Consider the following 13,984-nt stretch of genomic DNA (forward strand, 5'->3'; position numbering starts at 1 on the left):
TTATTTCCAGATTTGTCTGTTGTTTTCTTTTTCCAAAATTTCACGTATTTTTCGCTCTTCCCAATCTGAGCTATAACCAAAAACTTTTAAAGCATGCATTACAACTCCAAATCCCCAGCCCAAAGCCGAAAACCAAAACCACTGAAATCCTGGTGAAAATTTTAAATTAATGAAAACCAAAAACGGTATTACGCAGCAGTACGAAATGAGGTTTCCGTAAAATCCTTTTAATTCTTCCACTCTTTTTTTGGCCCTGAAATAAGCTCTGTTTTCATCGTTATAGTCTGAATTTGTTTCCATAGCACTAATTTGTTTGGTTAAAATTGGTATTCTCACTGTAAATGTTTGTTCATTTTGTTCAATCAAAACCTTTCGGTTGGTAATAATTCCATAGCGGTCCACTATGTTTTGCAATCCCACTCCCTCACGGCTCTGCATTACTTCCTTCTTTTGAAAATCATTTTGAATCGCCAAATAATCTCCATCAATGAATATTCGAATATGCAACGGTTTTTGTTCGCTGACCACATTATGCTTCACTGTATTTTCCAATAACAACTGCAACGAAAGTGGCACTACTTTGGCTTCTGGATTTATATTCGTTTCAGGCAATTCGTAGAACAAGCTGTTTTCGAAGCGCATTTTGAGCAAATTCATATACGTTTTGGCAAAAGACAATTCCTCGGAAATCGAAACCAATTCTTTGTCTTTTTGTTCCAAAACATATCTGTAAATTTTTGACAAGGAGGTTGTAAATCGCTGGGCATTTTCTGGATTTTCCTCTATCAGCGAACTCAAAACATTCAGACTGTTAAACAAAAAATGTGGGTCGATTTGGTTTTTTAGTGTTTCAAATTTTGCATTGGCAGTACCGGCAATGATTCGTTGTTGGGTAACTTCAGATTTCGAAGCTTGTTTCCAATTCAGCATAAAACTTCTTGCGTGCATAAAAACAGAAACTCCTAATGATAAAATGACATAAAACAGATGTATCAGTATCATTTTTGAACTAAAAAACACGGATGGGTCATTTTTTTGATAGACAATAAAAATGAGATAATTCACCCCTAAAACAGCCGGAACGGTGTACAAAACAGCAGCAATTACACCAAAGTAGACTCTCATATTGGTTTGTTCCAACCAATCCCATTTTTTATCCAACAGAAGATTGATTACTCCGTTTCCAAAACCAAGCCCGAAACAATACAACGAACTTATAAAAAATGATTTCCAAAGATTTTCAAAACTGAATTCGTTTCCAAATATCACAGAAAATATCAAAGTAAAAATCAAAGCCATCTTTAAACACATTAAAGCTCCTTTTTTTATTTCTGAGAAAACATATATTTGTTTATTTTCCATCGTATTTTATTCTAAAATATTTACAATTTTTCTGAGCTTCCAACGCTCTATCAAATCCCATTTTGGAGAAAAAGCGGATTCTGGCTTAAAAGTAGCAAAAAGTTCTATTGCTTTATCTACCTGTGCACGAAGCGGTTTTGTATCAACTCCGCTCCATTCTTTCCTATTTTTTAAATCCAAAACAAAAACGATACGATTTACATTTTAGCCAAAAATTAGGCTAATCATAAAAAAAGCAATTGCGGTGATGATTTTTAGCATGACGATTAATTTTTAATTGTGATTGATTGTGATTGAAACTCTTGATTGTAGAATTAATTCTTGAACAAATTTATGTTGGTTATGCCGGCATTAAAATTTATTGATACCGAATTGTCATTTTTAATGGATGAATTGTTATTTTTTAAGTTGCTAAGTTTCTGAGAGACTAAGATTCTAAGTTTTTTTCTTTGCAATCTGAGTTCAATTATTAATTTTTGGAGCAGGGAGATTAGCTTCGCCGGTTCGCTATCGCTCAATGTCATTAAGTTAAAGATTTCTCGATAAGCTTTTTCCAAATATAACTCTCGCAAAGACGCAAAGACGCAAAGAATTCTGTGCAAAATTTTGCGCCTTTGCGCCTTTGCGAGAAAACAAAAAAATAACTTAATGACATTATACTTTTGCTCGGATTACTTTTTTTTATAATCATTCCAAAAAGAAAAACAGCAACAATCAAACTCAGGTTCACAAATCCACTAGAATTCGTAAATTTGATTCATAAAATCAACTACCTATGAAAAAAGCCTTCCTTACCCTATTGCTCATAACCAATCTCAATTTGGTTTTTTCGCAAGAAACAAATTCAGCTTATGACGAAAAACTAGCCAAATCCCTAAATGCAGACGAACGCGGCATGAAGCAATATGTGTTTTGTATTTTGAAAACCGGAAGCAATACCACCGCAACTGCCGAAGAAAAAAACAATCTGTTCAAGGGACACATGGACAACATAACCCGATTAGCGAAAGAAGGTAAACTGGTACTGGCTGGACCATTCATGAAAAACGACAGAAACTATCGGGGAATTTACATCTTTAATGTTGCCACCATCGAAGAAGCAAAAGCGCTAGTTGCTACTGATCCAGCAGTAAAAGCCAATATTTTTGAAGTCGAATTGACTCCCTGGTACGGAACTGCAGCATTGCAGGAAACACTAAAGATTCACGAAAAAATAACAAAAAAATAGTTCTAGGTTTTTTTTAAAATAATACCTTGATTTCAAAAAAAACTAAAACCCAATAAAATGCCACATCTTTTAGCAACTCTCAGAAATGTTCCGTTTGAAACCATCAAAGCGGTTTTAGAAAACGACAGGGCTTTTCATGCTTCCGAAGAAATGTTTTTGGAGCATATTTGGCAAAATGCCGATGATGAAAATGAAGTGCTGTTTCTTTTTAGAATAAATTCTATTGACAACACCAAAAAATTAATCGACAGATTACACACCAAAGCATTGGAACAAGACCCAAACGCCAATTTACCTAAAATGACCTATTTACAATGATTAAACTAAACAAAGTACATCACATTGCCATAATTGCCTCGGATTATTCCAAATCAAAACATTTTTACACTGATATTTTGGGGCTGACCATACTCCAAGAAGTTTATCGTGAAGAACGCGAATCCTACAAATTGGATTTGGCACTCAACGGAAATTATATTATTGAATTGTTTTCGTTTCCAAACCCGCCAAAAAGAGTTTCAAGACCCGAAGCCGCAGGATTGCGCCATCTGGCTTTTGAAACTGATGATATCTACCAAACTCGCGAACACATTTTAGAACAAGGCTGCACCGCCGAGGATATAAGAGTTGATGAATTTACAGAAAAGAAATTTTTCTTCATGTCTGACCCGGATGACACACCGATAGAGTTTTACGAGAGATAAATCCGCAACAGGTGATTTGCAATTTATTCTCTATTAATTTCAAAAGATTTTTTTCTTTGTTATTATCACCAAAAGCGTCTTTTAACATCTCCTCTCTCCACAAGTTTGTCATTTCGACGAAGGAGAAATCTCAGCAAGTAGCTCGATAATCTAAGTAAAAAAAATGAGTCTCTTTGTCGATTTAGCAACTGAGATTTCTCCTCCGTCGAAATGACAATATTGGGCATAGATATTGAGTGGCAACTCGACATCAGTTACCTTTCTAGTATCTTTTTACATTGCTATTTCTTAAAAAAATCACAAAACAATACAATTAAAGTAGTGGTATAGACCATTTTCTATTTTCTTTCTTTAGCTTTGTAATCCTAAAAAATCTATGTTCCTTTTTCGGATAAAAACATCCGTTTTTCATCAAAATTAATTTAACCTATTTATTGGGTTTGCAAAAAAAGAAAAATGAATCAAGCCATACACCATTTAAGATTCACAAAACTTCAAAAATTAGTAGTTGTTTCAATCTTAATAGGTTTTCTTTCGGCATTCTTAGGAATCGCCTTAAAAAGATTAACCGAGTATTACGAAGAAATATTTGCTCATCAGGCCACAATGAATCCTTTGTATTATCTCTTCTTCCCGATTTTTGGACTGTCTGTCATTTATTTTCTAAGAGAATATCTTTTTAAGAAAAAAGAAAACAAAGGCATCAAGGAAATCTTTGAAAGCACGAATTCGAAATCACAGAATTTACCCAATTACAAAATTTCGTCCCATTTCATCAACGGATTGCTTACGGTTATTTTTGGTGGTTCCACCGGAATAGAAGTTTCTACTGTCGTAGCATCCGCAACTATTGGTTCGGTGGCTCAAAGAAAGCAAAATGTTTTTAAGGAATACAAAACCGAATTGATTTGTGCCGGAATCGCCGCGGGAATTACCGCTTTGTTCAGTAGTCCGGTTGCAGGAATCCTTTTTGCATTGGAAGTTATCTCTAGAAAAATTACCAAGACCTTTTTAATCACAAATTTGATTGCTGTACTTACCGCTTTCGGGCTTATTTTTATTTTGCATGAAAAGCCATTGTTTATTGTAACCATTACCTCTTGGTCCTTGAAAGCGATTCCTTATTTTATTCTTTTGGGGATTTTGGCTGGTTTTTTCTCGGTTTATTTAACTCGATGCGTTTTGTTTTTCAAAAAGCAATTTTCAAAAATAGATGTTCATTACCATAAAATCATAATTGGTTCCTGCATTTTAAGCATTTCGTTGCTTCTATTCCCACAATTGTATGGCGAAGGTTATCATTCCATAAAAGAACTTACTGTCAATCCAAATGAGACGCAGTTAACCCTTTCGATAGTCTTGACATTCATCGGAATCCTAATTCTAAAACCAATTGTTACTTCAGCTACTTTGGTTTCGGGAGGTGACGGAGGTGTTTTTGCACCAAGCCTTTTTACTGGCGCATTTTTGGGGTTATTGGTTGCCATGGTTTTAAACACCTATTTTTCGGCCAACGTAATTCCTTTAAATTTCATCATTATTGGCATGGCTGCAGTCCTTAGCGCCAGTATTCACGCCCCTTTTACATCTATATTTTTAGTTTGTGGATTGACGAATGATTATACACTATTCCTACCTATTTTGGCGGCCTGTTTGATTTCCAAATACACCGCAAAAATGCTTTACCCATTCACCGTTTATACCTACGCACCAAGTTTAGTAAAATAAAAATTCCCTCATGCCTGTTAAAAAAATAAAGCGAACCTATCGCAAAACAAGATATATCCTTTACAAAGAAACTCTCGTTGATTACAAAGAGCATTTTTGGTCTTTTTTAGGTTCATTTGTTGGCATTGGAATCCTTGCTTACATTCAATCCATTCACTTTAAGGGAAACGATGCTGTCTATTTAATTGGGTCTTTTGGAGCATCGAGTGTATTGATTTACGGTATTATCCAAAGTCCATTTTCGCAACCTCGAAATTTGGTCGGAGGACATCTAGTTTCGGCATTAATAGGCGTTACCGTCCATAAAATCGTTCCTGATATCATTTGGATTGCTGCTCCGCTGGCTGTTTCATTTGCCATAATTCTGATGCAAATTACAAAAACTTTGCATCCGCCCGGAGGAGCAACTGCACTAATTGCCATTATTGGTTCGGACAAAATAAAAGCTTTGGGGTATATGTATGTGTTCTCGCCAGTTTTGCTTGGGGTTTTGATTTTGCTATTTACGGCATTAATTTTTAACAATATGACTTCAAGCAGAACTTATCCTACTCATTCTACTTATCACAAGCATTATCATAAAATCAGAAAGCGTTTGAGAAGAATTTCTTCAAAATAAAAAATATTTAAACACAAAGTTCACATAGGAAGCACAAGGAACACTAAGCTTTGTGAACTTTGCGTAATTCTTTGTAAGCTTTGCGGTAAAATAATTTGCAATAAAACAACCAAGACCTAATATTAAGTTGAATTAAAATCTTTTCAACAAAACCCAATTCATAAATTTAAAATCTAAAATTAAACTTTACATTTGCTCTTTCAAAAAAATAAAGATTATGGTTTATAAATTCAGAGTCATTCTTGATGCCGAAGAAGACATTTTTAGAGACATTGCGATACTGGCAGAAGACACTTTAGAAGATTTACACAATGCTATTTTTAATTCTTTTGGTTTTGACGGAATGGAAGTAGCTTCTTTCTATACTTGTGATGAAACCTGGAATCAGGAAGACGAAATTTCGCTTTTTGACACAGGCGATGTTCAGGGTGAACAAAAAATCATGAGTGATTATCAGCTTTCAGACATATTAGACGAGGAAAACACCAAAATTATATATGTTTACGATTTCATTAATATGTGGACTTTCCTTGTAGAATTGGCCGCTATAGAAGAGGAGCATGTGGGGGCAACCTATCCTGAAACTTTATTTTCGCATGGCGAAATGCCTGCAGAAGCTTTGGAAAAAAGCTTTGAAGCTGATGATATGCACGATGATATTTACGGTGAATTTGAAGACGATTTAGACGAAGACGACCTGGATATGTTCGAAGGCGACGACAACTTTGAAGACTACGGGTTTGAGGAGAATTGGAATTAGTTTTTTTGAGTTGCTGAGATACTAAGCCGCTAAGATTCTAAGATTAAATACTTTATTTTTAAAGATTTTTATTACATCTATAAAAATCTTAGTAACTTAGAGACTCAGAAACTTAGTACCTTTTACACAAAATGAGCAACTTTAGAAAACTATTAGTTTGGCAGAAAGCCATGTCATTGACAACAAAAATTTACGAAAGCACAAAATTATTTCCAAAAGAAGAAATTTTTGGTTTAACATCACAATTGAGACGATGCGTCATTTCAATTCCTAGTAATATTGCCGAAGGCTTTGGAAGAGACAGTAAAAATGAACTCTTAAGATTTCTTAATATTTCAGTAAGTTCTTTATTTGAACTGCAAACTCAATTAGAAATTTCGAAAAACATAGATTTTTTAAAAGAAAAAGAATTTAATAACCTATATGAGGATAGTAGAGAGTTAGAGAGAATGCTAATTGCTTTCATAAAAAAAATAAAAGAAAGCAATTAAAAATCTTAGAAACTCAGAAACTTAGCATCTCAGAAACTTAAAAAAAATGATCAACCTATACAACACACACATTGAAACGCTCTCTATTCACCGCGTGGGAAACATGAGTCGCAACGAACCTCTTTTTTTATCGGAAGAACCTTTTAAATTAAGTGACGAAATTGTGCCTTTGATGAAAGAGTTTTTCCTTAAACCTTTTAAAGAAAAGGAAGAAAACTACTTTCAGTTTGCACACGAGGTAGATTTGGACTACAATGATATGTTTAAATATGCTACCGAAATTTTTGCAAATCCAAATTCGTTGCATGATGTTTCCAAAAAAATAACCAAACATCTTTTTGAGCAGTCCAATCACCCACATATCAAAAATGGTGAAGTATATGTAACCTACCTGACCAATTTGAATATTGACAATAATGTGGTGGATGCCATAGGAGTTTTCAAAAGTGAAATCCAATCCGACTTTTTACAGTTTGAAGAAAAAGGAACTCAGTTGGAAATGATTCTGCAACACGGTGTAAGTCTTAACAAAATGGACAAAGGCTGTCTTATTTTTAATTATAAAAAAGAAGAAGGATACAAAATTTTGTCTGTTGACAGTAATCGCTATGATGCTCGTTATTGGTTAGAACACTTCCTTTCGGTAGATGCTTTTGAAGATGAAAACTTTATCACCAAAAAATATTTGAAATTCTGTCAGGGATTTGCAAAAGATGTAGTTTTCCCTGCCGAAGACAAGAAAGAAGAAGTAATGTTCATGAACCGTTCTGTGAATTATTTCGCAAAAAACGATCAGTTCGAAGAAACCAACTTCCTAAATGAAGTATTGGATAATCCCGATTTGATTCCAGAGTTTAAAAATTATAAAGTTGACAAAGGAGAGAAATACAGCATTGAAGATGTAACCTCATTCCCTATCGCCAATGCCGCTGTGAGTGATGCTAGAAAATCAATAAAAAACGTTATCAATCTGGATACACATATCCAAATCAAAATGGATTTTATTAATCCGGAAAGTGCCGAAAAATTTGTTGAAAAAGGCTGGGATGAAGAAAAACAGATGTATTACTATTTGGTTTATTTCAACAAAGAACAAAAATCATAAACTATAAAGAGGAATCTTTTTCAATAAAAATTGCAATTCCCAACTGCTGAAGTAGTTGGGGATTTTTTTTCAATAAACAAACCCTATAGGATTTATCTAACATAACTTTATTGTAAGATTTACATTTCTTATCAAAAAAAGATATGCATTTCATCGATTATTTTTGAATTATAAGTGTATTTATTATAGGTTTGTCAAAAAAAATTTAACCCCCACAGTATGAGATTCTTAAACTTCATGTCGAAATTCACCGACAAAAAAACTGCCTGTTCCATTTTTGGACATAAAATAGTAACTGTCAGAAACGTAACAGGACATTTCAAAGAATACAAATGCACGGTTTGCAATGTAGAATTGACCAATGACTTACAGGACAGAAAAACATTTCTGACTCCGCAATTGAAAGAAATAAACGAAACTTTATTGAATTACAACAGAAGGAAACTTTCTTCCATTTAATTTTTTGAAGTAGTTCAAATTCTTATATTCCTTTCGCAAAAGAATCAAAAAATAAAATCAGCACTTTCAAAACTAAAGTGAAACCTCAATAATGATAAACAATATTGAGATTTCTTTACTTTTAGAAATTACTGTCAAATATTTTTGTATTCTTAAAGTTTCGGGTAATGTATTCAAAAGCGGCTGCCATCACTTTGCCCATCGAATTTGCTTTTTTAAAGTTAAGGTCAAGTGTATAATTGTAAAGTTCTGCCTTTAGTCTAGCCAAATTTTCTTCTGTAGAAATAACATCATCGGCCATAACTTCCATTAATCGCTCAGTTCTACTTCCTGCAGAAATAATTCTTTTTGCCAAGAGTGCCCTTTCTTCATATTTGTATTGTTCAATAGAGCTTACTTGCAGTTTTTCCTTAATCATCATTACCATTGGATAATTTTCCTTAAAAAACTGAGGACGATAAACTTTCAAATTACCTTCAAAACATTGTTGATCAAAATCAATTGCCCTGATTTTATAAACCACTTGATCAAAATCATGTATTGGAATCACAACGTAATTGTAAGCCCTCATGTCTCCTAAAAGACGTATCATACTTCGCTCGTTGAATTTCACAAATTCTTTTGAAATTTGAGCCTTTTCAGTTTCACTACATTTTTTTAGATTTTCTTTTATAAAAACATCACCAGCAATTCCCATAATGTGTTCTTCAACAAGAGTATTATTATAAATAAGATAGTTCATTTTGTCTGGTGACAACAAATGTTCTAATTCTAAGCCATAAACCCTTGATGCATCGGCTTTTTTTACATAAAAATGAGTGTAGTTGTCGTTTAAAATATTTCTGATTTTAATTCTGAAAGGTTTCGAATTACCAAAAGTGCAATAATCTATGCAGTCAACATTTAGATATTTTATAATATTAAGATTACCGTCAGAATGGAGGAGCGAATAAATTTTCTTTAAGGTCAGGTCTATTTCTGCACGTTCAAATTCATTGTAATAAACCCTTATCCACAATGTATCCACATCATTCTTATCAAAAACGTTTATAGCCCCCGAGAAACGCAATAAATCATCATACACAATAGGCACCTTCGAAATTCGGTCATATCGTGCCAAATAATTTAACAAACTACTATTTATTGGATAAGTAGGTTTTTTAAAAAACATTAACTTCTCACTCATTGCAAACAAATTTTGTTGCAAATTTACATTAAAACCCTTGTCTATTCAAGGTTTTGACTTTATAAAAGCAATAAAAATAAAACAAAAACGTTTCTCTGAAATTGGTCTGATAAAAAATCACAATACGAGTAACAAAAACAAGAGTAACCCGTCCAATATAAAAAAACACCAATTTGGAAACAATTCTTTCAATACATAACCTCAGCAAGCGTTATGGCAGTCTTCAGGCCTTAAAAAATGTTTCATTGGAAATAAAAAAAGGCAATGTTTACGGCATCCTGGGCCCTAATGGAAGCGGAAAATCAACCACTTTGGGCATTGTTCTAAATGTTGTAAACAAAACTTCGGGAACATACAGTTGGTTTAACGGGAATCTTCAAACGCATGAAGCTTTGAAAAAAGTGGGAGCAATTATCGAAAGACCCAATTTTTACCCTTATATGACCGCTGAGGAAAACCTGAAACTGGTTTGCAAAATAAAAAACATTGATTACTCCAAAATTTCGGAGAAACTAGAATTGGTAGGTCTCAATGACAGAAAAAAAAGTCGATTCAGTGCTTTTTCTTTAGGAATGAAACAGCGCTTAGCTATTGCCTCTGCCCTATTGAACGATCCGGAAATATTGATTTTGGACGAACCAACAAATGGACTAGACCCACAGGGAATTCATCAAATACGGGATATTATAAAGAAAATTGCATCAAAAGGAACCACAATTTTATTGGCTTCTCATTTATTGGACGAAGTCGAGAAAGTTTGCTCCCATGTTTTGGTTTTAAGAAAAGGAGAAGTTCTTTACTCTGGTGCTGTAGACGGAATTACCGCCAATGAAGGATTCTTTGAATTGCAGGCAGATGATACCGACAATTTAATTCAGGTGTTGAAAACCCATCCGGCGATTGAAAAAACGGTTATATCTGAAGGAAAAGTTTTGGTTTACCTGAAAACAAATTTGGACTCAAAGGATTTAAACCAATTTTTATTTTCCAACAATATTTGTTTAAGCCATTTGGTAAAACGCAAAAACAGCCTAGAAGAACAATTTTTAGAATTAACCAAGAATCAATGATAATGGCAAATTACAATATCAATGACAATGGTAAATCAAAATTCTGAAAACTAAAATTAAAAACATGAAACGATTACTCTCTATAGAATTACAAAAAATATGGCTGAACAAAGCCAGCCGTACGCTTACTCTGGCTTATTTTGTATTGCTTTCTTTTATTGCTTTGATTGCCTCCATTAAATTTGAAATTGGGAATATTCATTTTCAGGTTGCCGAAATGGGGATTTTCAACTTTCCATATATTTGGCATTTCGACACTTATGTTGCTGCTTTTTTGAAACTTTTTCTGGCTATCGTAATTGTTTCCATGATGGCAAATGAATACAGCTATGGGACTCTAAAACAAAATCTGATTGACGGATTGAGCAAAAAAGAATTCATTCTCTCCAAATTCCTGACTATTGTTTTTTTCTCATTGTGCTCAACTATTTTTGTTTTTGTGCTGACCTTAATTTTAGGTTATAGTTTTTCATCATATACCGAAATTGGTATTGTTTTCTCCGATTTGGAATATCTTTTGGCTTTTTTTGTAAAATTAGTTGGCTTCTTTTCTTTCTGTTTGTTTTTAGGGATATTGGTAAAACGTTCTGCATTTGCATTGGGTTTTCTTTTAATATGGAATATTGTCGAAGGAATTCTAAAAACGATTTTAAACTTCAGCATCTTTCCGGAAGGCAAAACAGCGAGCTACATTACACAACTATTCCCGTTGGAATCTATGGCAAACTTAATAGTTGAACCTTTCACAAGAACGTCTATTGCAAAAACAATCGGAACCCAAATGGGAGTAGAAAACCTCAAAGATTACAGCGTGCATTTTTCAAGTATTTTAATTGTTTTGTGCTGGGCTTTTCTATTTATATTTCTATCCTATAAAACACTAAAAAACAGAGATTTATAGTATATTTGTACATATGAAAGGCACTAAAAATCTTCTTTTTTTAATACTCTGCATTTTCTCAACTTCAGTAAAAGCGCAGTTTATCACAGTAGATGACAACAAAACTGCCCAACAACTGGTTGAGAATGTTTTGGTCAAAAGTACTTGTGCCAATGTTTCAAATTTCAATGCAACGGGAGACAGGTTTACCCCAGGCCGAAATAGTTATGGCTATTTCAATGCCGACACTAGTAATTTCCCTCTTAGAGAAGGTGTTATATTAGCAACCTCAACCAGTAGAGCTGCAAGAGGCCCTTATACAGCCAATTCAGGAGGAGGGAATTCTGAATGGAAAGGTGATTCTGATTTAGATCTAGCATTAGGTATTCACAGCATTAACGCCACGGTTCTTGAATTTGATTTTGTCCCATTAACTAGTGCTATTAGTTTTAATTATATTTTTGCATCAAATGAATACCAAAAAGATTTTTCTTGTAAGTACTCAGATGCATTTGCTTTTTTGATTAAGGAAAAAGGAACTACCGATAATTATAAAAATATCGCAGTAATCCCAGGAACAACAACTCCAGTGTCTTCCAAAAATATTCATCCTACAATAATTGATGACCCCTCAACACCGGTTCCTGGTCCTGTTGAAAATGGTTGTCCTGCTATAAACGAAACCCTTTTTGGAAATTATAATACCATTACCTCTTCGAGTCCTATTAATTATAACGGTCAAACCAAAACACTAAACGCTTATGCCGATGTAGTCATCGGTAAAACATATCATATCAAATTAGTAATTGCCGATGACAATTCCGAATTATATGACTCAGCCGTTTTTCTAGAAGCGGGAAGTTTTACTGCTGATATTGACTTAGGTCCTGATCGTACTGCTGCAACAAATAATCCTTTGTGTTATGGCGATAGTTTTACTATTGACACAAAACTTCCTTTAACTTACGCTTATGAATGGTATAAAGATGGTTCAACAATCCCTATGCCTGGTGAAAACAAACCAAGCCTTACTGTTACAACTCCCGGCACTTACAAAGTCAAAGTCCCTTTGTTACCTGCTGCTTGTACTGCCGAAGATGAGATAAAAATAGAATATGCGCCTCAAATTGTTTTAAATAATTCCACCCTTTACCAATGTGACGATAACGGTGACGGAATTTCAGTATTTAATTTAACAAAAGCAGATAACATCATTAAAAACAATAATCCTTCATTGACAAAACTAGTTTATTATAAATCAATGGCTGATGCCCAAAATGAAACAAATCCTATTCTGAATACAACTTCGTATGTTAATTCGGTGCCAAATGAAACGCTTGTCGCCAAAGTTAGCAATGCATTTAATTGCTTCGATTATGCCCAATTGAATCTAGTAATTTCCAACAATGCCATTTCACCACAAAATCCAATACAGAGTTGTGATAATGATGCAACGCAGGACGGATTAACCCAATTTGATTTGAATGCCAAAGTCACTCCACAAGTCATTAATGGACTGCCTTCTGGCTTAGTAGTTGAATATTATCTAAATCAAACGGATGCCATTGCACAAAAAAACCAATTACCAAATCTTTTTACCAATACGATTGCAAATCAGCAAACTATTTATGCCCGAATCGTAAATGGCACCGATTGTTACAAAATAACTCCAGAAACACTGGTTGTAAACGTTTTTAACCCAAACGATTTTCAAGACGAAAGCTCTTTTATTTGTGAAAATTCGACTGAAACATTAACTATTCAAAGCGGATTTACCAGTTATTTATGGAGCAATGGCTCAACAACAAACACAACAACCGTGATCGCTCCCGGCGAATATACTGTTACCGTGACCAACTCAGCAGGTTGCCAAAAAACAAAAAAATACATTGTAAATCCTTCAAGTATCGGAACTATAACCAATGCAGCTGTATCTGATTTTGCAGGCAATGATAATTCTGTCACCATTTCGTATTCCGGCAAGGGAGATTACGAATTTTCATTGGACGGGAATTTGTATCAGGACAGTCCCGTTTTTAATGGACTCAGCCCTGGAATGTATTGGGCAACCACAAATGACAAAAATGGCTGTGGTATCTCGGCTCCCTATCAAATCTATGTACTTGATTATCCTCGTTTTTTCACTCCAAATAATGATGGATTCAACGATACTTGGAAGATTAAAAACCTTGATCTCCTACCAAAATCGTCAATTACTATTTTTGACCGCTACGGAAAATTGCTAAAACAACTTAATGAGCCGAATACTGGATGGAACGGCTTTTACTTAGGTCGAGAATTACCTTCTGACGATTATTGGTTTGCCTTAACCTTTGAAGACGGAAAAACAATAAAAGGTCATTTTTCTTTGAAAAGATAAAATTTTTATTTT

At 34.0% G+C, this 13,984-nt stretch carries 15 protein-coding genes; 12 read left to right on the forward strand and 3 right to left on the reverse strand.

Features of this window, described 5'->3' with window-relative positions; genetic code table 11:
- Together EM308_RS16430 and EM308_RS18200 are read right to left on the reverse strand one after the other, a co-directional pair.
- The gene (locus EM308_RS16430; RefSeq protein WP_081907220.1) at positions 1-1,362 is read right to left on the reverse strand and encodes a 2TM domain-containing protein; all 1,362 of its coding nucleotides are present in this window, start codon (positions 1,360-1,362) and stop codon (positions 1-3) included.
- Positions 1,363-1,368: 6 nt separating this feature from the next.
- Positions 1,369-1,542, reverse strand: a complete 174-nt coding sequence (locus EM308_RS18200) for a hypothetical protein (protein ID WP_197056103.1) — start codon at positions 1,540-1,542, stop codon at positions 1,369-1,371.
- A 595-nt stretch (positions 1,543-2,137) separates the two neighbouring features.
- Here EM308_RS18200 and EM308_RS16435 point away from each other — a divergent pair.
- The 9 genes from EM308_RS16435 to EM308_RS16475 all read left to right on the forward strand — a co-directional run bounded on the left by EM308_RS16435 (position 2,138) and on the right by EM308_RS16475 (position 8,456).
- The gene (locus tag EM308_RS16435) at positions 2,138-2,590 is read left to right on the forward strand and encodes a YciI family protein (RefSeq protein ID WP_035633887.1); all 453 of its coding nucleotides are present in this window, start codon (positions 2,138-2,140) and stop codon (positions 2,588-2,590) included.
- Positions 2,591-2,647: 57 nt separating this feature from the next.
- Positions 2,648-2,908, forward strand: a complete 261-nt coding sequence (locus EM308_RS16440) for a hypothetical protein (RefSeq protein ID WP_035633890.1) — start codon at positions 2,648-2,650, stop codon at positions 2,906-2,908.
- Complete coding sequence (gloA2, locus tag EM308_RS16445) at positions 2,905-3,294, forward strand: SMU1112c/YaeR family gloxylase I-like metalloprotein (protein ID WP_035633893.1); 390 nt, start codon at positions 2,905-2,907, stop codon at positions 3,292-3,294. Before EM308_RS16440 ends, gloA2 begins: the two co-directional genes overlap by 4 nt.
- Before the next feature lie 456 nt (positions 3,295-3,750).
- Complete coding sequence (locus EM308_RS16450) at positions 3,751-5,022, forward strand: chloride channel protein (RefSeq protein ID WP_035633895.1); 1,272 nt, start codon at positions 3,751-3,753, stop codon at positions 5,020-5,022.
- Positions 5,023-5,032: 10 nt separating this feature from the next.
- Complete coding sequence (locus EM308_RS16455; protein ID WP_035633898.1) at positions 5,033-5,641, forward strand: HPP family protein; 609 nt, start codon at positions 5,033-5,035, stop codon at positions 5,639-5,641.
- A gap of 217 nt (positions 5,642-5,858) precedes the next feature.
- Positions 5,859-6,401, forward strand: a complete 543-nt coding sequence (locus tag EM308_RS16460) for an IS1096 element passenger TnpR family protein (RefSeq protein ID WP_035633902.1) — start codon at positions 5,859-5,861, stop codon at positions 6,399-6,401.
- A 131-nt stretch (positions 6,402-6,532) separates the two neighbouring features.
- On the forward strand, positions 6,533-6,892 hold the full coding sequence (locus EM308_RS16465; protein ID WP_035633904.1) for a four helix bundle protein: 360 nt from the start codon (positions 6,533-6,535) through the stop codon (positions 6,890-6,892).
- Positions 6,893-6,938: 46 nt separating this feature from the next.
- The gene (locus EM308_RS16470; RefSeq protein ID WP_035633907.1) at positions 6,939-7,997 is read left to right on the forward strand and encodes a nucleoid-associated protein; all 1,059 of its coding nucleotides are present in this window, start codon (positions 6,939-6,941) and stop codon (positions 7,995-7,997) included.
- 237 nt (positions 7,998-8,234) lie between these two features.
- Positions 8,235-8,456 carry a hypothetical protein gene (locus EM308_RS16475; protein WP_035633910.1) on the forward strand — a complete coding sequence of 74 codons (222 nt, stop codon included), beginning with the start codon at positions 8,235-8,237 and terminating at the stop codon, positions 8,454-8,456.
- A gap of 121 nt (positions 8,457-8,577) precedes the next feature.
- Here the strand turns inward: EM308_RS16475 and EM308_RS16480 are convergent, their stop codons facing one another.
- Positions 8,578-9,642, reverse strand: a complete 1,065-nt coding sequence (locus EM308_RS16480) for a hypothetical protein (RefSeq protein WP_035633912.1) — start codon at positions 9,640-9,642, stop codon at positions 8,578-8,580.
- A gap of 173 nt (positions 9,643-9,815) precedes the next feature.
- Here EM308_RS16480 and EM308_RS16485 point away from each other — a divergent pair, with 173 nt between their 5' ends.
- The 3 genes from EM308_RS16485 (at position 9,816) to EM308_RS16495 (ending at position 13,972) form a co-directional block, all read left to right on the forward strand.
- Positions 9,816-10,712, forward strand: coding sequence for an ABC transporter ATP-binding protein (locus tag EM308_RS16485; RefSeq protein WP_035633914.1), 897 nt, complete (start codon positions 9,816-9,818; stop codon positions 10,710-10,712).
- Positions 10,713-10,776: 64 nt separating this feature from the next.
- Positions 10,777-11,613 (forward strand): ABC transporter permease, encoded by an 837-nt coding sequence (locus tag EM308_RS16490; protein WP_035633917.1) that lies wholly within the window; start codon positions 10,777-10,779, stop codon positions 11,611-11,613.
- Positions 11,614-11,626: 13 nt separating this feature from the next.
- Positions 11,627-13,972, forward strand: coding sequence for a T9SS type B sorting domain-containing protein (locus EM308_RS16495; RefSeq protein ID WP_035633919.1), 2,346 nt, complete (start codon positions 11,627-11,629; stop codon positions 13,970-13,972).
- Positions 13,973-13,984: the final 12 nt, after the last annotated feature.

The organism is Flavobacterium gilvum (assembly GCF_001761465.1).
GTDB classification, from domain to species: Bacteria; Bacteroidota; Bacteroidia; order Flavobacteriales; family Flavobacteriaceae; genus Flavobacterium; species Flavobacterium gilvum.

Coding starts and splice junctions, on each gene's coding strand:
- EM308_RS16430 (WP_081907220.1), bottom strand. CDS start 1,362: ATGGAAAATAAACAAATATATGTTTTCTCAGAAATAAAAAAAGGAGCT.
- EM308_RS16435 (WP_035633887.1), top strand. CDS start 2,138: ATGAAAAAAGCCTTCCTTACCCTATTGCTCATAACCAATCTCAATTTG.
- EM308_RS16440 (WP_035633890.1), top strand. CDS start 2,648: ATGCCACATCTTTTAGCAACTCTCAGAAATGTTCCGTTTGAAACCATC.
- gloA2 (WP_035633893.1), top strand. CDS start 2,905: ATGATTAAACTAAACAAAGTACATCACATTGCCATAATTGCCTCGGAT.
- EM308_RS16450 (WP_035633895.1), top strand. CDS start 3,751: ATGAATCAAGCCATACACCATTTAAGATTCACAAAACTTCAAAAATTA.
- EM308_RS16455 (WP_035633898.1), top strand. CDS start 5,033: ATGCCTGTTAAAAAAATAAAGCGAACCTATCGCAAAACAAGATATATC.
- EM308_RS16460 (WP_035633902.1), top strand. CDS start 5,859: ATGGTTTATAAATTCAGAGTCATTCTTGATGCCGAAGAAGACATTTTT.
- EM308_RS16465 (WP_035633904.1), top strand. CDS start 6,533: ATGAGCAACTTTAGAAAACTATTAGTTTGGCAGAAAGCCATGTCATTG.
- EM308_RS16470 (WP_035633907.1), top strand. CDS start 6,939: ATGATCAACCTATACAACACACACATTGAAACGCTCTCTATTCACCGC.
- EM308_RS16475 (WP_035633910.1), top strand. CDS start 8,235: ATGTCGAAATTCACCGACAAAAAAACTGCCTGTTCCATTTTTGGACAT.
- EM308_RS16480 (WP_035633912.1), bottom strand. CDS start 9,642: ATGAGTGAGAAGTTAATGTTTTTTAAAAAACCTACTTATCCAATAAAT.
- EM308_RS16490 (WP_035633917.1), top strand. CDS start 10,777: ATGAAACGATTACTCTCTATAGAATTACAAAAAATATGGCTGAACAAA.
- EM308_RS16495 (WP_035633919.1), top strand. CDS start 11,627: ATGAAAGGCACTAAAAATCTTCTTTTTTTAATACTCTGCATTTTCTCA.